Here is a 20,809-nt window from a genome sequence, read left to right as displayed (position 1 = left end):
TCATAATGGTATTTAAGTCAGCCAAATCTACATACCCAACTAGCTTATGGCATTGCTAAGTTAAGTTCTCTTTTCTTCAGTAATGCCAGAGCTTTTATTAATTGGCTGGTTCGGCAATACTACTGATAGCTACTCTGGGATTTTGAGTTCGCTATCCCGTAATTACTCAGTCAAGTATTGGAATCATCTTTATTTTATTACAACTTCTGTCATCCTAGGTAAGGATTATTACATAAGTAAGCATTTCTTAATTAAAAGAAATTTTCCAATTCTCCTGGTGACAATGGACGACTTAAGAGCAAGCCTTGCATAGCATCACATTTATTTTGGTGCAGGAAAGACAGTTCTGCTTCTGTTTCTACACCATCAGCTACTACCTGCAGATTTAAATTGTGCGCCATTTGAATCAATGCTTGAGTATTGGCAGATTTTTGTGGGTCGGTGGTAATATTGTGGATAAAATATCGCCCGATTTTTATAGCATCAATGGGTAAGTTCTTCAAATAAATTAGAGAAGAATTTCCCATCCCAAAATCATCTATAGCGATTTTCACCCCCAAGGATTTTAATTCATTCAACTTGGCGATCGCACTATTGATGTCTTGCATAATAATGCTTTCACTGATTTCAATTTGTAGATACTTTGGCTCCAATTTATTGCTGGCTAAAATCTCCCCTATTCCCTTAACTAAATCGGGATGATTAAATTCCATCTCGGAAACATTTACAGAAATAACCAGCGAAAAAGATTTTAAATTTCGCTGCCAACTTCTCATTTGTTCAGATACACTTTGTAGAATCCATTTACCAATGCTGAATATTAAACCCGTAGATTCAGCTAAGGAAATAAATTCTGTCAGAGAAATCAGACCCAACTCAGGATTTTGCCAACACAATAAACTTTCAGCCGCTATTATTTGCCCAGATTCAATAGCAACGATTGGTTGATAATACAATTCAAATTCTTGAAAATTATTTTTTTGGACTACCCTTTCTAAATCAATTTTTAGTAATTGCAATTTTGGGGATAGACTCTTATGTTCATTTGGTGCCTTCAAATATTTTTTTAAGGCGGCCTGTCTTTCCAAGCGATTCATAATCGCACTTAATAGTTCAGCGCGAGTGAAAGGCTTAGTCAAATAGTCATCAGCCCCCATATCCATACCTTGACGAAAATCGGCTTTGGCGGATTTAGCCGTCAGAAAAATAAAGGGAATGGCTGCTGTTGATGGTTCTTGACGTAATGCTGTTAGCACTCCATAACCGTCAATTTCTGGCATCATCATGTCGCACAGAATTAAATCGGGAATTTCGCTAACAGCTAAATCTAAGCCAATTCTACCATTAGGAGCAGAAATTGTTTCAAAGTTTTCAGCTTCCAGCAAATCCAACAAGTTTTCCCGAACTAATTCTTCGTCTTCAATTACTAAAATTTTAGTCATTTTTGTCCCTCAGATGGTATTTGATTATTTAACGGTATTGTAACTGTAAAAACTGTACTTTTACCTAATGTACTCTTGACCTCAATTGTACCTTGATGTACTTCTAGACATTTTTTAACAATTGCCAGTCCTAAGCCAGTCCCAATGATATTGCCAACATTGCCGGCGCGATGAAAAGACTCAAACAGACGCGGTAGATCTTCTTGAGGTATGCCAATTCCCTGGTCTTGAATTTCAAATATTGCTCGTTCATCGACGCAAGTCAGAGTCAAATTTATTAGGCTATCAGATGGAGAGTATTTGACAGCATTTGAGAGCAAATTACTCAAAATATGTCCCAGTAATTTTTCATCCATAAAGCAGGGTATAGACGAAAAATTGCTCGTAAAACTAATCTGGTGTTGATTCGAGACATTCATCTCTATTTCTGCCACCATTTGGCGACAGTATTCAATCAAATCAAAATTAGTGGGTGTATACTCCAATTTTCCAGCTTCAGCCTTGCCAATAAACAAAACATCACTTAACATTTCCGTCATGCGCTTGACGGCGATTTGAATCCGATGTAGGTGAGTAAGTTGTTTTTCCTCAGTCCATCTGTGACGGTAGTGTTCCAGCAACTCCGAGGAGGACAGAATAGTACTCAACGGGGTGCGGAATTCGTGGGAAGTCATGGAGATAAAGCGGGATTTAAGTTCGTTAAGTTCTTTTTCTTTATCTAGGGTGACTCTGAGTTCTTGTTCTAATTGCTTACGATCTGTGATATCTGATAAGTAACCGACAAATTCGATGGGGTTCCCACCCTCATCGCGAACCATTTTACCTTTGTCATAGATCCAACGATAGTTATTATCTGGGTGCAACCAGCGGTATTCTACCTTGTATTCCCCTTGCTCAACTCCATGTGACATTTTATTCAACACCTGGGGTCGATCTTCTGGGTGGATAATAGTCAACCACAGGCCAGGATTGTTGATCAAATATTCCCCTTCATAGCCCAGCATGTTTTTGACATTAGCACTCATAAAGGTAGCGTCAAAATTGCCGCTTGCCTGACAACTATAGATCACAGCGGGGCTAGAAGTCAGCAAATATTGCAGACGCTGTTGACTCACCAGTAGAGATGTTTCTGCTTGCTTACGTTCAGTTATATCGGTTTGAATACCGATGTAGTGAGTGAGTTCACCATTATTGGTGTCATAAACAGGGGAAATGTTTAACTCATTCCAAAATAGAGTGCCATCTTTGCGGTAGCTTTCAAACACTAGGGTACAGCCTTGTCCTTGTTGCATGGCAGTACTGAGTTGTTGTAACTCTAGTTGATTAATATCAGCACCAGGAAGCAGGCGAAAGTTTTGCCCAATGACCTCAGTAGACGAGTAGCCAGTCATCTGCTCAAAGGCAGGATTGACATAGATAATTGGTCCGTCTGACATTGTAGCATCAGCAATCACAATTCCATTACTACTAGCAGCGATCGCCCGATCGCGCAGTCGTAAACCTTCCTCAATCAATTTGCGCTGTGTAATATCAGTATAGATGCTCACAAAGGAGACTATCTTACCTGTGGCATCTTTTATGGCATCACTACGCAGTTCAATTTGTACAATTCCACCACTACGAGTTGCCATCATCACTTCACCACGCCAAGACTCGCCTGTTTGCAGTGTCTCAAATACTGTCGCAAATACTTCTTGTTGTCTAAAATTAGCCGATGAACCCCCAGAGGCATTCATTTGCTCACAACTGTAATCAAATACTTCATGAAATGCCGGATTGACATAAATCACCCGACCTGTAATGTCAGCAATGCTCACAGCATCGCTGGTGCTTTCTATAGCTTTACGCAGGCGTAACAAAGACTCTTCGACTAATTTCCGCTCGGTAATATCGCGGGTTACTTTCGAGAAACCCCGGAGCTTGCCTGTATCATCCCGTAATGCGGTTAAAATACAATCTGCCCAAAACCGTGAGCCATCTTTGCGGACTAAAATGTTCTCACATTCATACCGACCATTGACCTTGGCTATCTCTAGGTGTTGATTGGGTATAGCGTTAGCAATATCTTCTGGTAAGAAAAAGCGAGAAAAATTCTCCCCGATAATTTCTCCTGACTTGTACCCACTAATACATTCTGCCCCAGAGTTCCAACTCATGACTAATCCCTCTGGGTCGAGCAGATAAATGGCATAGTCTTTGACACCTTCAACCAATAACCGGAAATATTCTTCATTTTGGCGGAGTTCTTCTTCAGCGCGTTTGCGGTCTGTAATATCGGTGATCGTGCCAACGTTAGCAACGATTTCTCCTGTGTCTCCTAGTTCTGCTACTGCTTGACCCATCACCCAACTAACACTCCCATCAGGACGCTGAAACCGATATTCAGCCCGGAATGGCAGCTTTTTTGCCGTCGCTGCATACCACTGTTGCTGAATCCGTTCTCGGTCTTCAGGATGAATCGCACTGAGCCAACCACTACCAGCCGCTTCTTCTGGAGTCATCCCAGCAATTTCGCACCAGTGACCATTGACGTAAAGACAATTTCCGGTTGCATCTGTGTGGAAAATCCCCACAGGGGAGATGGCTGTTAAGCTCTGATACCACTGTTGACTCTCTCGCAGGGCGACTTCTGCTGTCACACGGTCGTGAATGTCGGTGTTTGTGCCAAACCAGTTGACAATATTACCTTCGTGATATTGTAGGGGTAATGCCCGTACCAGATGCCAGCGATAGGTATTGTCAGTTCTTCTCAGACAGCGATATTCTATTTCTAAAGGTGTACCAGTTGCCAGGGATGTTTGCCATAATGCTTGGCTCTTCGCCTGATCTTCTGGATGTAGCCATTGCTGCCATTGCCTGTCCTGGATATCTTCCAAGGTACAGGCAAAGTAATCTAGTGTGCGTTGGTTAACGTACTCTACATGGCCATCGGCACTAGAAATCCATACTTGTTGGGGGATAGATTCCGCCAAGAAGCGAAAGCGTTCTTCACTTTTTTCTAGCTCCTTTAGTGCAAGCTTGCGCTCGGTGATATCTTCATAAGTACCCAAAACACCCACTACCTGGTCTTGGTCATCATGCAGGGGGATTTTGTTCACATCTAACCAAATTTGTTTGCCATCTGCCAGTCGTTTGGTTTCTATAATGTGATATCGAGGTGTATTGGTCTGCATTACCCTGACATCATATTGCCGATACACATCTGACTGTTCTTTTGTCAAGCCAAAATCGTAGTCAGTTTTGCCCACAATATCTTCAGGATTTTCCCAACCAGCATCCCGCGCAAAGTTGCGATTACAACCCAGGTAGACTGAATTGCGATCCTTCCAGAAAATACTCTGGGGGATATTGTCCATGATTAACTGTAACATTTGCTGGGATTGGTATAGCTGCTCCTGTGCTAGTTGGCGATCGCCAATTTCAAATACTAATAGCCGATTAATTTCTTTTAAAGCCTCTGTGCGCTCTGCTACTCGCCTTTCTAGTTCTATGTTGGCTTCTTGCAAGGCTGCTTGTGCTTGCTTAAGTTCACTGATGTCCCGTCCTTCGGCAATTATCAGCACCACTTTACCAGTTTCGTTGGCAATCGGCTTTAGGGAAAAGTCAATAGTTCGCACTGTGCTATTAGCACTGATCACATCCATTTCGTAACGGACAAATTCTCCCCTAGCAGCGAGGGCGATCGCTTGTTGTAATTGGGTCTGGGTTTCGGTTCTACTCCAGGATCGCGTCTCCCAAATTGGCAACCCAATTAAAGCTTGTGGATTTAATCCCAAAAAGTCTATTGCTGCCTGATTAAGTTCTAGTATAATTCCTTCTGGTGTTAGTAGCCCTGTCAACTGGTATGCGCCGTTAAAAATAGCCCGGAATCGCCGTTCATTCTCCCGCAATAAGGCATCTGTTGCTTGTTCGAGGATAGTACGAAAGCGCTCTTCACTCTGCCGACACGCTTGAATATCTTCAGCAGTTTCCCCCGTACAAAAGGCATTGTCAAGAGTCACTACCGCTAAACCTGATTCACCTATTCCTGCTTCACCCATCGTTAACCCTGCTGGCTGTGCTAGTAATTGACAAATACTTTCAGGAGTCACAGTACCAATTAGTTGCTCCTGTTCATCTACAACTAGTAACAAAACTAACTCACACTGGCGCAAACTCGACAATATTGCCGAAATATCTGTGAATTGCGCCAATTTCAGCGTCATATTTGAGGTATGCATAACTTCAGAAATCTTCACGATGCTGAAATCTACCTGATTAGCTACCAGCCTGACAACATCTTGGTTTGTCAACCAGCCCAATACCTGGTCATCAGAAACTACCAAGGCACTTTTGCCCAGATTCGCCATGAGTGCGATCGCATCTGACACTATTGTTTCAGGAGTAACCGTCAACGGCGAAAAATCAATGATTGACCTTAAGCATCTTAGCCAGAAAAGCTGAGGTAATGCCTGCATAGATGATAATCAGTTGAGCTATGAGCAACCAATAGAGGTTTTAAGTTGGGTTAAGCACATACAAATAAACATCCCTCCCAAAATACTACAAGGTAACGAGTATATTTCCCAATACTATACGGTTAAGCATTTCCATCATAAATTTGGCTTGGGCAAAAATTTTTCGGCTCATGGTGAAAGATATTTGTCTTTCCCCTTTCCTCTACCCCAGTGTCCGCAAAACCAGATGAATTTTGGTATATTTACTCTCTCTTGCTACGGTAGGTTGAATTTGTATGTATCCCAGTGTAAACGGCTATAGTGAGCTACAGCATTTCATAGAGGTAGATTCTGATATTGTGTCGTTAAAAAACCAATTATAAGTGGAGTATAAACACTGGACAGCTAATGTTAATAAATACAAATAATACAAGTTTTACAATTTCTTAGGACTGGGGACACTTCGACAAGCTCAGTGCATCGCTGGGGACTGGGAACTGGGGACACTTCGACAAGCTCAGTGCATCGCTGGGGACTGGGGACTGGGGACACTTCGACAAGCTCAGTGCATCGCTGGGGACTGGGGACACTTCGACAAGCTCAGTGCATCGCTGGGGACTGGGGACACTTCGACAAGCTCAGTGCATCGCTGGGGACTGGGGACACTTCGGCAAGCTCAGTGCATCGCTGGGGACTGGGGACTGGGGAAGATGGGGAGAATAATAACTCCTAACTCATTACTCCTAACTCATTACTCATTACTCATTACTCCTAACTCATTACTCATTACTCCTAACTCATTACTCCTAACTCATTACTCATTACTCATTACTCATTACTCATTACTCCTAACTCATTACTCATTACTCATTACTCATTACTCATTACTCATTACTCATTACTCCCAATCCCCAATCCCCTCGTCTTAGGGACGCAACAGCAGGCGTTGTTCACCGTAACGTAAAAGCCTTTCTATAGTTGCTAGACGATTTTCCCAGACTTTGACTTGATAGGGATTCTCTATCGCCTCTTGGCGCATCCAGTTGCGAAATTGTGACTGGAAGCGAGTCAGGGAACCTCTGGCGATGATTAACTGAGTAGAACTGGGGGTGGTAGCCAGCTGATTTAAAGCTGCTTGCAAAACTTCTGCTTGGGCGTTAAACTCAATAATTGTGGCTGCAGGCATACGCATTTGGTCGTTTTGCAAAACAAATTTCCATTCTCGTTGCAGACCAGTGTAACGAAGAGCAGCAGTTTGAAAAGGCTGGCGGTGAGGAATCGGTTCAGCTGTGGTTTGTTGTACCCTACCTTGGGTATTACTAAAGATTTTGTGTAGTTCGTTGTTAAAGTTCTCTGCAGCAAAGAGTGCGTAACCACTAACTGGTAAGTCTCGTACCAATTGGAGTTGATCAAAAGCGCCAATTGTGGGCAAAGAAAGCAAGCGAATTCCTGGTATTAATAAAGTACTGCCTAATTGTTTAGAGGCGATCCAAGGTTGGGCTAGTCGTTCAAAGCGAGGAGTATCCAGAGCATAAGTCATGGGAACAATTAAATCTATATCGCCGCGCCTCGCCCAAACTTCCCAGTGCTGTTGGAGTTTTTGAATTCGTTCTATTTCTGGTAGAGGAAATACAGCAACTGACAGGATCAAATTCGGGCGCTTTTGTCGCAATTGCTGTGAAACTTGGCTGACAAAACTATCAACTTGCTCGGTGCGAAATGTTGTCCACTTTTGCCATAAGTCGCGATCGCTTGGTGAAATATTCAGCGGATCAACCCCAGTCAGTTGCTGAAACTGTTCCCTAGCTGCTTTACCATAGCCATAAGTTCGACCGGCGCCTGGGTCTTGAAAGGGATAGCGAATGTAGTCTAGCTGTAGACCATCGACATTATAGCGGGTGACAATTTCCGTGTAAAGGTCGATTAAGTACTGCCGCAGTTCGGGATTGGCTTGGTCAAAAAATGGTTTATTCTGACCAACAGGAATCATATTACCACGATTATCGTAGTTTGCCCAATCAGGATGTGCCGCCAGCACTGGTCCTGGATAATCAGGATTAACGTTGATAATTTCATTGTGACGCTGGTTTCCTGCTGCAAAAGCCCAAACCCAAGCATGTAACTCCATACGTCGTTCATGGGCTAATTTGACCGCCGCTGCTAGTGGGTCCCAACCGCGAATTAAGGGGTTTTGCTGGGGCGCAATTTGGCTGGGATAAATCGTGTAGCTGGCGTTCAGCGTTTCAAAAAAGACGGTATTAATCCCTGCTTGCGCCAGTCGATCAAAAATCTCAGCTAATCCCGCTTCACTACCAGCGCGAACAATTGTCCCCCTATCTAACCAGACTGAGCGAATTTCTGGTTGCGCTAATCGGCGATCCACAGGAAACTGCTTCCATAAACTGGCCTTTGCAGATAGCCACTGTTGACGAGCCAGAGCATAGTTTTTTTTAGCAATTAATAGGGGTATATTTTTCGCAACTTCCCTAGCCCTGACTAAGGCTTGGTCTAGGCTGAGGACTCCTCCACCTGTGGTGCTAGAAATCAACCGCGCCTGTTGCACTTTCAGGGACTCGGAGTTACTAGAAATCGCCTCCCCACGATCTGCAGCCAAAGCCGCAGCGGCTAGACGGGCGCTTTCCACTCGACCGATGAGATTTTCTAACTCCTGCTGGAGGGCGATCGCTTCACTGCTATCAATCGGGTCATTAGAATTGGGTGTGACATCCAGGCGCACCGTTTGTTCTAGTTGGTCAATGGCCTCCTGTGTTCTTTGGGGTTTGATGATGCTAACAGGAGTCCTGGGAGTGGGAGTGGGGGTTGGGGGAAGGCTGGGAGTGGGGGAAGGCGTGTTTTTTTCGCTGCTGGGTTCCCTAGTAGCTACCACGGAAGTAGCGCAGGTTGGGGAACCTCCTTCTACTTTTTTCTGTCTTTGATTTATTGGCCCTGACAGATAACGATTGAGAGCCGCTTTTAACCAAGCATTATCTAACTCTGGGGCTGAAGCCGTATCTACTCCCCAACGCCAGCCAAAAAAGGTGGAGCGCTCGGTTGTTACCACCGCTGTAGGACTATCTTGAGTATTCCACACAGCCGCAGATTGACTACCCATATCATCAGGAATGACAACACCACCACGCACTTTACCAAAGAGTTCGCTTTGGTTAGCCCATTCCTGTGTTTTACTTTTTGAGGGTTGGAGTTGTTGTATTTCATTGAGGCTAAATCCCCAATAACCGCCCAAGAGCGATCGCAACAACTGACGCACTCCGGGCGCCGACAGACTTCCTACAGGTCCACTTGCAATTAAACGTCCACCTTTGCTCATCCATTCTTCTAGAGCGATGATTTGTGATGGGTTTAATGTTTCGACATTCGGTAACAATAATACCCGACGTTCGCCCCAATCAGCCGCACTCCTGACGTTCGCCAGGGGAATCACACAATATTTTACCCCAGCCGCCTGTAAGCGATTGGTGATTCCTGTCCACTGATTGGCATTTTCTTCGCTCTGCACCACGCTGAGTACAGGTTCTTCTGGCGCTGCCATTGCTGGTAAAATTACCAAACCATTAAAAATTAAAAGGTTAAAATTTACAATTAAAAATCCCGCTTGGTTAATTTTTGATTTTATTTTTTTCAATCGTTTTTCCTGATTCTTCACCAGTCACTCCTCTCTTGATTAGTCAAAAGTCAAAAGTTGGAAGTCAAGAGTCCAGAGTAACAAAACCTGATGATTCAGGATAATTTACTCAGAACTCAAAGCTGAATGCAGGTATTGATCAATTCGTCAATTCCTGCTACTGGATATATTTTTGTATCCAGTACGTTAGCTACTTCCTCAATACTCATATCATCTAAAAATAGTAATTCGCTATGTTTGAGCATTACATTTGGCAGCAAAATTCCATCACCTAAATCTTGCCCCTGTAAATTCATTAATAAATCATGTCCAGTTAGTAACCCAGTAACACTGATACTCTGTCCCCAGTAATCACTAGCTAAAGCACGCATATTTACGAATAAACCCTCAACAGCATTCAACTGCTGCAGAATGGGTTGAAATGCTTTTTCCACGGCGTTACCCACTACCCAGGTTAATTTTCGGTTGGGAGCAATTTTATCCGGGAGCAATTCGGCCGCAGTGGCTGCAAATTGCTTGATAAACAAACGAATCGAACCCACACCATTATCAATTTGCGGATAGTCTTCATATTCAGATTCACTAGGTAATTCCTCACCTGCAATTAAAAACCATTCATCAGCCAACCAAACAACCCTAGAACCAAATTTTTGCTGAAATCCTAGGGATAGCGATCGCACTTGAGAAATCACTTCTTGCGCCTTTTCCCTGGTTACAGGCGTCAATTCGTCTGCTTCTGGACGAAACCGCGTTAAACCTACTGGTACCACAGCAACTGAAGCTACAGCAGGCACATCGTCCGTATAAAATGACGCTAAATCCGTTAAGGTTTGTTCCAAGTGTATACCATCATTTATACCTGGACAAACTACTACTTGAGCATGAATTTGTAATCTTCTATCAGAGAACCACTTGATTTGTTGCAAAATTTGTCCAGCACGAGGATTTTTGAGCAGTCTAATTCTAACTTCGGGTTCTGTAGCATGGACAGAAACATATAAAGGAGACAGACGCATTTGTTCAATCCGCTGCCATTCTCTTTCTGGTAAATTGGTAAGAGTTAAGTAGGAACCATATAAAAAGCTCAGGCGATAATCGTCGTCTTTAAAGTACAAGCTAGACCGCTTACCTGGTGGTTGTTGGTCAATAAAGCAAAATGGGCAGCGGTTATTGCACTGAATTAAACCATCAAATAGGGCAGTTTCAAATTCTAGCCCCAAATCTTCATCGTAATCTTTTTCAATTTCCAGCCGGTGGGTTTTACCAGATGCGTCTAAAACTTCTAATTCTAGAACTTCATCAGCACATAAAAACTGATAATCAATTAAATCACGGGGATGGGTACCATTGATAGCAATAATCGCATCCCCCGGTTCAAAGCCGATTTCTGCTGCTATCGAATCAGGTAATACTTGAGAAATTTTAGCAGGATGAATGGTAGTCATGGGTAAGAGTTAGGAGTTAGGAGTGAGGAGTGGATAATGTTCGGTTAAGCCCGAAATCCCGCCCCAATTGCATTTGGTGCCAATAGCTAAAGTAGGGGATCTAGGCCTTGCGCCCCTACAAAGCTTACTGGTTAATCTTTTAACCCATTTTAATGGGTTTAAGCTTTCAATCCAAAATTTATTTACCGGCTCAAAATCTACACAGTGTTGAGTTAGGAGCTACTTCCAATACAGTTCGGTTAACTCAGATCTTGCACATTTACGCATAAACAATGGATCTACAAAAAATATGTGATGCATATAGCGTTTCTCGCCCTAGTGAGGTACATCGGTAAGGGCACGGCAGTGCCGTGCCCCTACATCGCGTGATACAATTTTGTACCTCATCTGAATAGGAAGTGCTATATTACCTTACGAAAATACAGTTTTTAGTCCTCTTATAGAGGACTTAAGCTATGAGCCAGGGACTTGCAGTCCTTCCAATACAGTTCGGTTAACTCAGATCTTGCACATTTACGCATAAACAATGGATCTACAAAAAATATGTGATGCATATAGCGTTTCTCGCCCTAGTGAGGTACATCGGTAAGGGCACGGCAGTGCCGTGCCCCTACATCGCGTGATACAATTGAGTACCATCACTGAATAGGAAGTGCTATATTACCTTACGAAAATACAGTTTTTAGTCCTCTTATAGAGGACTTAAGCTATGAGCCAGGGACTTGCAGTCCCTGGCGGATTTGTTAGCACCGCGAAAATCTATCAATACTTAGTGATTTTTGTTGTGTATGACATAGTTAGTGCAAGATATGAATTAAGGAACAATACGGTTCAGTTAGGGACTGACAATTAAAAAAATCCCTAATTTGTAGGGTGCGTCAGCAGCGAGAAAACTTGGGTTAGGTAAGAGATTACTGGTAGTGACGCACCCTATGGACTCAAATATTTGGTAATTTATTTTTTGGTAGTCCTTTAGAGGATGTTTGAAAAGTTTTGGGCGAATGAAGGTGACTACTACACTAGCATTGTCCGCCTGCGCGGACTAATGAGAAATCTTCTCTACGTAGCCTTCGGCGTCGCAGACAGACGCTACGCGAACGCTCCGCGTCTGGTAATTGCAATTCAGTATTTCCAATCTTGGACTAGTACAGTTCTTGTTTCAATCCCTAATAGGGATTAAGTGTAATTGCAATCTTGAGCAGTCTGATACTCAGTCTTTGCCTCATCAAACTTGTTTCAATCCCTAATAGGGATTAAGTGTAATTGCAATCCTCTATTGATAAGCCCTGGAGGATTTTCGATGATGTTTCAATCCCTAATAGGGATTAAGTGTAATTGCAATGGCATAATCATCGCAGGTAATTCTGGTAGTGGTAAAAGTTTCAATCCCTAATAGGGATTAAGTGTAATTGCAATTAGGCAATAGTGGGGTAGGCAAAGACACCATTGCGTTTCAATCCCTAATAGGGATTAAGTGTAATTGCAATGTTAACATTACAGCACTGATTTTAGCACGTTGGTTTGTTTCAATCCCTAATAGGGATTAAGTGTAATTGCAATGCGTGTTGAAGGCTTGCAAATGGTTGAGGAGATGTTTCAATCCCTAATAGGGATTAAGTGTAATTGCAATTGGTAACTTATCATCGTGTGCCTTAGCTGATAGGGGTTTCAATCCCTAATAGGGATTAAGTGTAATTGCAATTATTCTTTACTTAGACGTTATTCGATTTTCAAAGTTTCAATCCCTAATAGGGATTAAGTGTAATTGCAATAGTGGCGACATGCCTATAGAGTGGGACACAAAAGGTTTCAATCCCTAATAGGGATTAAGTGTAATTGCAATTTAAAGATGATTTGTTGGTAGAACTTCTACCGGGTGTTTCATCCCTAATAGGGATTAAGTGTAATTGCAATAAACCAAATGTACCCCGACAAGTTGAAGAAAAAGTTTCAATCCCTAATAGGGATTAAGTGTAATTGCAATCTTGAGCGGATATATCAACTTGAATTTGAGGGATTTGGCGTTTCAATCCCTAATAGGGATTAAGTGTAATTGCAATTATTTGGGAAGCATTGTCACAAAACTTCAATGGTTTGTTTCAATCCCTAATAGGGATTAAGTGTAATTGCAATCTGCAAGAGCAAAAGGGAAGAGAATATTATTGATCGGTTTCAATCCCTAATAGGGATTAAGTGTAATTGCAATTAAATTTTCGGAATCTGCGACGTATACTTTTTTTGGTTTCAATCCCTAATAGGGATTAAGTGTAATTGCAATAAGAAATAATCCCTCTCTGGTAAGTTGCCTATCTGGTTTCAATCCCTAATAGGGATTAAGTGTAATTGCAATTCTTCGCTGTCCAGAAGATAGGAGTAAGAGTGATTGTTTCAATCCCTAATAGGGATTAAGTGTAATTGCAATTTATGCGGTTTATCCGCCAAAGGAATCAGCACTCATTCGTTTCAATCCCTAATAGGGATTAAGTGTAATTGCAATTCAAGAGCGAATTTAGTTCGATCTTGAACAGTGCCACGTTTCAATCCCTAATAGGGATTAAGTGTAATTGCAATAGCATCTAAGAATACAAATAAGTTAGTAGATGGCTGTTTCAATCCCTAATAGGGATTAAGTGTAATTGCAATTTTGTATTCACTCGACCTTGAAATTCAAGGAATCGATAGAAGTTTCAATCCCTAATAGGGATTAAGTGTAATTGCAATTTTGTCCCCAGCGCCTTTTTACCCGAATGGGTTTATGTTTCAATCCCTAATAGGGATTAAGTGTAATTGCAATGCGTTAGCGCACTTCCAGAATATAAGAAATTCCTGTTTCAATCCCTAATAGGGATTAAGTGTAATTGCAATTAGAAACATTTGTGCTAGCTTTGGAGCAAAGCTTTATTGGGTTTCAATCCCTAATAGGGATTAAGTGTAATTGCAATGGCTCGCCGTAAAAGCCTTGATATATTTGGTTTTCAAGGTTCAGTTCCGTCAACCTAAAATAAGGATAGCGTTTCAAGCACCGACATGTCAACAGAGGCAGAAGAAAAAAACGCCCAAAAGGTTGACCGATAAACATTCCAGAGATTCCGTCAACCTCCTTTAGTGGTTGAGCGGGGTCAAAAGCAGCACAGGAAAGGATTTCAGCCCAAAAAAAACACATAGCTGACAAAACACCTACAGGTTGACGGAACTAGGGAAACAACTCAGCAAATCGGACAGAATAAAGTCCTTGTGTAGGGAAATTGTATAAGGTGTTACGAAAATCCCGACATTTGTTCATAACGTCGCCACGTTGGTTACACCCTCTAACGCCTAACGCCTATTCACGCCAACCTGCAGCGATCGCCAACAATATGGCACTTCCAAATGCTAATCTATACCAAACAAAAACTAATGTATTTTTAGTTTGTAAGTACTTGATCAAAAATGCTATCGATAGGTAGGAAAAAATAAAGGTAGAAATAATCCCGACAATTAACAATCCAACAATGTTATCTGGTAACTGACCGGCTTTAAACAATTGGAATATTTTCAGGCTTTTATACAGGGTAGCAATCGTCAGGGTAGGAAATCCTAACAAAAATGAGAACTTAGCGGCTGTATCCCGTTCTAATCCTAAAAATAAGGCTGTTGTCAACGTTGAACCAGAACGAGAAACCCCAGGAATCAAAGCTAGGGTTTGTCCTAATCCTACTAAAATACCATCGCGAATCTGCAAGGTATCGAAACCTCGCTTACGTGTCCCAATTCTTTCTGCCAAACCTAGTAAAATCGCCATAATTATTGACATAATGGCAATAACTAATGCACTTTCAGGTATCACATCTTTGAAAATAAAGCCAAGAAGTAATGCCGGGATTGTTCCGACTACAATGCCAACCAGAATTTTCCATTCCTCCCGTTGCCAGTCTTTATCTCTTATGGCTGCAATTCCGCCTTTAATTATACTAGAAATTAGTGACCAAAAATAAAACAAAATTGCTATAACACTGCCAAATTGAATCGCATCGACAAAATCTTTAGCACCTAATTCTTTCCAACCAAATACCTTGGTCACAATCAGAAGATGTGCAGTGCTGCTGATTGGTAAGAATTCTGTAATTCCTTGAACAATACCCAAAATAAACGCTTGAATAAACTCCATATCCAATTAATACCTTTTTCGTTCTCTCGAAAAACTATGGGAAAATTTTGGGTATTGGTGGTTAAATTTTAAACCACTAAGACACCAAGACACAAAAATCAGCATTTTTCATCGGTTCTAGTGTACGCCAGGAATGACGATTACTGAGTTGATGATGTTCTCGACTGCACCCCATTTTGCGGGAAATTCAATACCTAAGACGTTGATAATATTCCTACACCCGCCTGAATAAGTCAACTGCTCAGGTATAAATTGCAGTGTTCACTCCATCAACAGCAATCGCTGGGGATCTAAACGCACATACCAAGGAAAAGGCTGGTCTTTGAGAGTCGCCCATTTTTCCTTGAAAACTTCTGCTTGTAAATGATAATCTTGAGGACTATGGGCAGGAGAATTAAGCTTTAAAAATAACGTCATGCGGTGGGGGGTTTCACTAGTCCTGACTAGCCAACATTTAAAGGTGTTTTCCTGGTTGGGGTCGTTGGTAAAAATAATCTGATGGGCGCGAATGCCGATGTGGGATAATTCACTGTTGATTGGTTCTACAACTTGCAGAGTACAACCCCAATCAACTGCTTCTACTTGGTGTGATGGTTGCACCACAGCACGAGAAAAGTTCTTACATCCAGTTAATTGGGCAACACTTACAGTTGTAGGATGTGCGAAAATCTCTTGTTTGGTGTCATACTGAACTGCTTTACCATGCTCCAATACTAATAGATTTGGGCAAACTCGATAAGCCTCTTCCATATTATGGGTGACAAATAAAGTCGCACCTGAATAATTAGCAAGAGTTGCGGTCATTTGCTGTTCTAATTGACTGCGGAGATGGGTATCAAGTGCAGAAAACGGTTCATCTAAAAGTAATGCTTCTGGTTGACTAGCCAAAGCTCTGGCTAAAGCTACCCGTTGTTGTTGTCCCCCAGAAAGTTGGTGCGGATAGCGATCGCCTAATCCTTGCAATTGCATAGCTAATAGTTGTTCTTCTACCTGTGCGCGGATATTTCCTGGCGCTAGTCCCTTGGGTAAGCCAAATGCAATATTTTGGGCGACAGTCATGTGTGGAAACAGGGCGTAATTCTGGACTAAAAAACCAATCCGGCGATCGCGACTGGGTACGTTAATTTTCTGTTCCCAGTCAAATAATATTCTACCATTCAAAATAATCTGTCCTCTCGTGGGCGTTTCTATTCCCGCTAGACAACGCAAAATCATACTTTTACCCGCACCCGAACCCCCCAACAATCCCAAGGGTTGTGCATCAGTTGTGAAAGATACTTCTAGGTGAAAGCCAGGTAGCTGTTTTTGGATATCTACAATCAGTGCTGAACTGTCTCTGGTTTGGGTAGTTGTCTTAACTTGGTGTTCCTGAGAGTTCTGAGTAGACAATTGGGAATTTTGTTGTCCCTTTGTCCCCCTGTCCCTCCATTCCTGCCAAAAATTGACTACAATAATTCCCGTTAGAGAAATTACCATAATTGCGATCGCCCAAAACCAAGCTTCATCTATTGCACCTGCTTCCACTGCAAAATAAATCGCCATCGGAATTGTTTGCGTTTGTCCAGGAATGTTACCGGCTAGCATCAGTGTGGCACCGAATTCACCCAAGGCACGAGCAAAAGCTAAGGTCGTCGCTGCTAAAATGCCAGGGAGTGCTAAAGGTAAACTAATCCGCCAAAAAATTGTGGATTCTTTCGCCCCCAGGGTTCTCGCTACCAGCAGCAAATTCCGATCAATCTGTTCAAAAGCGCCTAACGCAGTTTTATACATTAAAGGAAAAGAAACCACCGTAGCTGCGATCGCCGCACCATACCAAGTAAAGACGATAGTGAAGTCCAACGCTGTCATTAATTTTCCCACAGGGCCATTTTTGCCAAAAAACATCAGCAACAAAAAGCCGACTACCGTGGGAGGTAAAATTAGAGGCGCTACAAATATCCCCTCAATCAGTGACTTGGCTTTACCGCGATATCTCAGCATCCAGTAGGCCGCAGCAATACCTAAAAAAAAGGTGATAAATGTAGCCAGCAATGAGGTTTTGAGTGATATCCAGAGGGGCGATAAATCCTGTGGCATAATTTACTAGGAAACAACTGGTGAGTAGAAAAATTTGTCAGGGTTGCTGATTGATGGGATGATTTTTATCTCACGCATTCGCGTAGCGTCCCGTAGGGAAGGCGCAAAGGCGCAAAGAGGGAGAGTTTTCAAGGTTGAATTTAACGATTTCATCCCGCAATTATGCAACGCCAAATTTGTCAGGGTTGCAAATTGCCCAGACACAATTTCTGCTATTCACAATTTACCAACTAAACCAGATGAAAGTTGGTAAAATATCCCAAATTTGTTGATAACAGTATCCTTTAGCCGTGGGATTCGTCGCAAGCGCCGATACTCACCCAAGTTGAGGCAATTGTACCATCTAATGTACTCACATACTCTTTTTTCCAAATCGGAGCATTGTGTTTGAGGGTATCAATAGCATAGCGACAAGCTTCAAAAGCTTCACTGCGATGGGGACAACCCACAGCCACCAAAACGCTGATTTCGCCAATTTGCAAGCGTCCAATCCGATGGTAAATGACCACCCGATTCACATCAGACCACAACGAGCGAATATCAGCAGCAATTTGATAAAAAACCTGTAAAGCCATCGGTTCATAAGCTTGATACTCTAGGGCTACCACAGTTTGACCATCGGTTTGATTGCGAACCATCCCGCTCATCAGCACCACCGCGCCATTAGCAGGATCGTCGGCTTTGGCGTAGATTTCTTCCACAGACAAGGGCGCAAAGGTAATAGCAAAGCTATCTTCTCCTCTTGGTTGAATGCGAGAAGCCATAGTCCTCACAACAGAGTTCCTCGTTATTGGCTATCAGTAATTTTGACATATGTATATATAACAGTCCTATTTGATTTCTGAAAAAATCCCAGTATTTGTAGTATTTGTAGGGTGGGCAATGCCCACCCTACGTATATTTCAAAAATCAAATAGGAGTCCTACATAACAGTGATTCTTTAATTTCTCAAAAAGGAATAATTCACAAATAATTTACAAATAATTCACGTAAATTTGCGTAAACAAATAACTCTCCTAGTCAGAGAAATTCAGGAAAATCACTATAATTTAATTAAAAAGTCAAAACTGAAAAAACCAAGCAGCAAGTTAGCGGTCAAAAGCAGACTCAACCAGGGCTAAGTTATAGCTAGGGACTAGGGGCTAGGGAAAGAAGGGAATGACATCAAGGGCTAGAAACTGTAACTTAATTCCTTATCACCTCTCTTCATAACTACTCAATTTTGGGGAGCTTTTTAATATTTGTACGGCTTTAGTACGGTTAATACTACTTGGTATATGGGTATTTCTTGGGTAAGATAGACCCATAGAGTCAAAAAAGTTATGCCTAAACGCGATAAATGGTTTAAAGCTTTACTCAGTCAAGAAGAAATAAATAAACTTCAAGCTTACGCAGATAAGCAAGGTTGGAATATGTCACAAGCATTTAGAGAATGGATTAAGGAGTTACCGTGCTACTCGGATTCAAAACTGAATTGAAACTGAATAATCAGCAACGCATAGCATTCGCTAAACATTGTGGAGTAGCTCGTCATGCTTGGAATTGGGGACTTGCTTTAACAAAGCAAATTCTTGACCACAACAAAGAAAATCCCAGTTCTAAGATTAAATTTCCTACTGCTATTGACTTGCACAAATGGTTAGTGGCATTGGTGAAATCTGAAAACGAATGGTACTACGAATGCTCAAAATCTACTCCACAGCAAGCATTGATGGCTTTGCGAGAATCCTGGAAACGCTGTTTTGACCATCAGGCTGGAGTACCCAAGTTTAAAAAGAAAGGTAAACGTGATTCTTTCACATTAGAAGGCACAGTCAAAATTTTAGACAATAACAAGATTCAAGTACCTATTATTGGTGTTCTCAAAACTTATGAACGATTACCACAAGTATTAACTAAATCTTGTACAATATCTCGTCAAGCCGACAGATGGTTTATCAGTTTCAGATTTGATGTAGAACAACAGGATTTAGGCAACAAGAGTATTGTCGGCGTTGACCTTGGTGTTAAGGCACTGGCTATACTCTCGACTGGTGAAGTTTTTTTAGGAGCCAAATCCTACAAGAAATATGAAGCCAAGCTGTCAAGAATGCAATGGTTGAATCGTCATAAAGTCATCGGTTCAGCTAACTGGAAAAAAGCACAGATAAAGATTGCTAGACTGCATAGAAAGATAGCCAACATCCGAAAAGATACATTACACAAGCTCACGACACTACTAGCCAAGAACCACGGCACAGTAGTGATTGAAGACCTTAATGTGTCTGGAATGTTGGCTAACCACAAACTAGCTAAGGCAATTACTGATATGGGATTCTTCGAGTTTCGCCGTCAATTAACATACAAGTGCAAACTGTATGGTTCTAATTTGGTTGTAGTTGATAGATGGTTTCCTAGTTCCAAAACCTGCTCTAACTGCGGAACCAAAAAAGAAACGCTCTCGCTATCAGAAAGAGTGTTTGAGTGTGGTAACTGCGGTTTCACAATTGACCGAGATTTAAACGCAGCAATCAATTTGAGTCAAGCTGTCAGTTAGACAGTTTTAGCCTGTGGACTGGTTAACGCCGACGTTGCCAGAATGAAGCAGGAAATAAACGAAACTCAAACTCAGTTGAATAGCTTTGATAGGTGTTGACTAGGTTTGAGTAGGATTTATGTAACGGTTCTCAGTAATTTAGAACCTCCTAACCACCTTGGCGATTGCTATATCGTTTCACTTTTTCATTTTAATACAAATAAATGGTTAGCAGGGGGTAGGGATACCTGAGTAGGGGAAAAAACTTAGAAAAAATAATTTGTATCAGGCATTTACTCACATAGTATTACCTGCTGAGTGACATCTCCTACACTTCCGCAAGCGGTAAGTGTAGGCTTCCAACAGCCCTCCAGCAACAAGGTTTGAGGCTATCCGACAGTATCAAATTCTTGACACTGGATCAGAACAAGCATTCGACGATCTGGTGTTTTTAGCCGCCCAGATTTGTGATACACCTATCGCCTGCATCATAGAGCGTAGGGGCGCAAGGCCTTGCGCCCCAAAAGATCATTCAACAACGCCCTAGGATACAAAATCCCCAGCGCTAACACCATAGAGCGTAGGGGCGCAAGGCCTTGCGCCCCAAAAGATCATTCAACAACGCCAAAAAAAACAGTTTCAAACCCTTGATTACACATCGACCCAGATACTTCCTTCTTGTACACGGGTGGGAAAAACGGGTAGTGGTTTTTCTTTAGAAATCATAGCTATAGCCTTGTTAATAACTGGGGGGAAGGTAATCCATTCAGTAACATTACCAGTTGCTAGGTCAAAAGAGCTACGGTGAAAGGGACAGACGATCTCGCCATTTTCCGTAATTTTGCCCTTTTCTAAGGGTACCTTCATGTGGGGACAGGAATTTTGCACGGCGTAAACTTGGTTATTATGGTTAACGAGTAAGATGGCGCGTTGTTCGACTTTTACCACTTTACGTCCATTAGATGGCAGTTCGTCTTGAGGAAGCACCTTAATCCAGCTCATAAATACCTCGGTTGATGTCTACAGGGCGGTTACTTGATGAAAGACTTGGGGATTTTATGCTTTTTTAGCGCTTAAAAACCCGGTCAACTACATCATTTCATAA

General features: G+C 42.1%; 12 protein-coding genes and 1 CRISPR repeat array. Of the genes, 4 read left to right on the top strand and 8 right to left on the bottom strand.

Features of this window, described 5'->3' with window-relative positions:
* Nucleotides 1-251 precede the first annotated feature (251 nt).
* Both HEQ19_02040 and HEQ19_02035 read right to left on the bottom strand, forming a co-directional pair.
* Nucleotides 252-1,442: an EAL domain-containing response regulator gene (locus tag HEQ19_02040; GenBank protein WYL98482.1), complete on the bottom strand. Its 1,191-nt coding sequence runs from the start codon at nucleotides 1,440-1,442 to the stop codon at nucleotides 252-254.
* The gene (locus tag HEQ19_02035; GenBank protein ID WYL98481.1) at nucleotides 1,439-5,899 is read right to left on the bottom strand and encodes a PAS domain S-box protein; all 4,461 of its coding nucleotides are present in this window, start codon (nucleotides 5,897-5,899) and stop codon (nucleotides 1,439-1,441) included. Before HEQ19_02035 ends, HEQ19_02040 begins: the two co-directional genes overlap by 4 nt.
* A gap of 454 nt (nucleotides 5,900-6,353) precedes the next feature.
* Here HEQ19_02035 and HEQ19_02030 point away from each other — a divergent pair, with 454 nt between their 5' ends.
* Complete coding sequence (locus tag HEQ19_02030) at nucleotides 6,354-6,611, top strand: hypothetical protein (protein ID WYL98480.1); 258 nt, start codon at nucleotides 6,354-6,356, stop codon at nucleotides 6,609-6,611.
* On the top strand, nucleotides 6,589-6,807 hold the full coding sequence (locus HEQ19_02025; protein WYM03209.2) for a hypothetical protein: 219 nt from the start codon (nucleotides 6,589-6,591) through the stop codon (nucleotides 6,805-6,807). The genes HEQ19_02030 and HEQ19_02025 overlap by 23 nt, the downstream gene beginning before the upstream one ends.
* Here the strand turns inward: HEQ19_02025 and HEQ19_02020 are convergent.
* From HEQ19_02020 to HEQ19_02000, 5 genes are all read right to left on the bottom strand, one after another.
* Nucleotides 6,804-9,542, bottom strand: coding sequence for a family 10 glycosylhydrolase (locus HEQ19_02020; protein WYL98479.1), 2,739 nt, complete (start codon nucleotides 9,540-9,542; stop codon nucleotides 6,804-6,806). The genes HEQ19_02025 and HEQ19_02020 overlap by 4 nt on opposite strands.
* 95 nt (nucleotides 9,543-9,637) lie before the next feature.
* A complete protein-coding gene (locus tag HEQ19_02015) occupies nucleotides 9,638-10,966 on the bottom strand; it encodes a TIGR03279 family radical SAM protein (GenBank protein ID WYL98478.1) in 1,329 nt (442 codons plus the stop codon).
* A gap of 1,085 nt (nucleotides 10,967-12,051) precedes the next feature.
* A CRISPR array of direct repeats spans nucleotides 12,052-13,908; the repeat unit is 37 nt; unit sequence GTTTCAATCCCTAATAGGGATTAAGTGTAATTGCAAT.
* Between the two features lie 380 nt (nucleotides 13,909-14,288).
* The gene (locus HEQ19_02010) at nucleotides 14,289-15,113 is read right to left on the bottom strand and encodes an undecaprenyl-diphosphate phosphatase (GenBank protein WYL98477.1); all 825 of its coding nucleotides are present in this window, start codon (nucleotides 15,111-15,113) and stop codon (nucleotides 14,289-14,291) included.
* Nucleotides 15,114-15,374: 261 nt separating this feature from the next.
* Nucleotides 15,375-17,189 carry a molybdate ABC transporter permease subunit gene (modB, locus tag HEQ19_02005; protein WYL98476.1) on the bottom strand — a complete coding sequence of 605 codons (1,815 nt, stop codon included), beginning with the start codon at nucleotides 17,187-17,189 and terminating at the stop codon, nucleotides 15,375-15,377.
* 284 nt (nucleotides 17,190-17,473) lie between these two features.
* Nucleotides 17,474-17,953: a molybdenum cofactor biosynthesis protein MoaE gene (locus HEQ19_02000; protein WYL98475.1), complete on the bottom strand. Its 480-nt coding sequence runs from the start codon at nucleotides 17,951-17,953 to the stop codon at nucleotides 17,474-17,476.
* A 558-nt stretch (nucleotides 17,954-18,511) separates the two neighbouring features.
* Between HEQ19_02000 and HEQ19_01995 the strand changes: the two genes are divergently transcribed.
* On the top strand, nucleotides 18,512-18,667 hold the full coding sequence (locus HEQ19_01995; GenBank protein ID WYL98085.1) for a hypothetical protein: 156 nt from the start codon (nucleotides 18,512-18,514) through the stop codon (nucleotides 18,665-18,667).
* Entirely contained in the window at nucleotides 18,640-19,725 is a 1,086-nt protein-coding gene (locus tag HEQ19_01990) for an RNA-guided endonuclease TnpB family protein (protein WYL98474.1), read from the top strand. Before HEQ19_01995 ends, HEQ19_01990 begins: the two co-directional genes overlap by 28 nt.
* 630 nt (nucleotides 19,726-20,355) lie before the next feature.
* Here the strand turns inward: HEQ19_01990 and HEQ19_01985 are convergent.
* On the bottom strand, nucleotides 20,356-20,706 hold the full coding sequence (locus HEQ19_01985; protein WYL98473.1) for a Rieske (2Fe-2S) protein: 351 nt from the start codon (nucleotides 20,704-20,706) through the stop codon (nucleotides 20,356-20,358).
* Between the last annotated feature and the right edge of the window lie 103 nt (nucleotides 20,707-20,809).

The sequence above is a fragment of the Gloeotrichia echinulata CP02 genome, assembly GCA_038087035.1.
In the GTDB taxonomy this organism is placed as follows: domain Bacteria; phylum Cyanobacteriota; class Cyanobacteriia; order Cyanobacteriales; family Nostocaceae; genus Gloeotrichia; species Gloeotrichia echinulata.
Note: the sequence above shows the minus strand (reverse complement) of the source record. Positions and strands in the feature narration are given on the sequence as shown.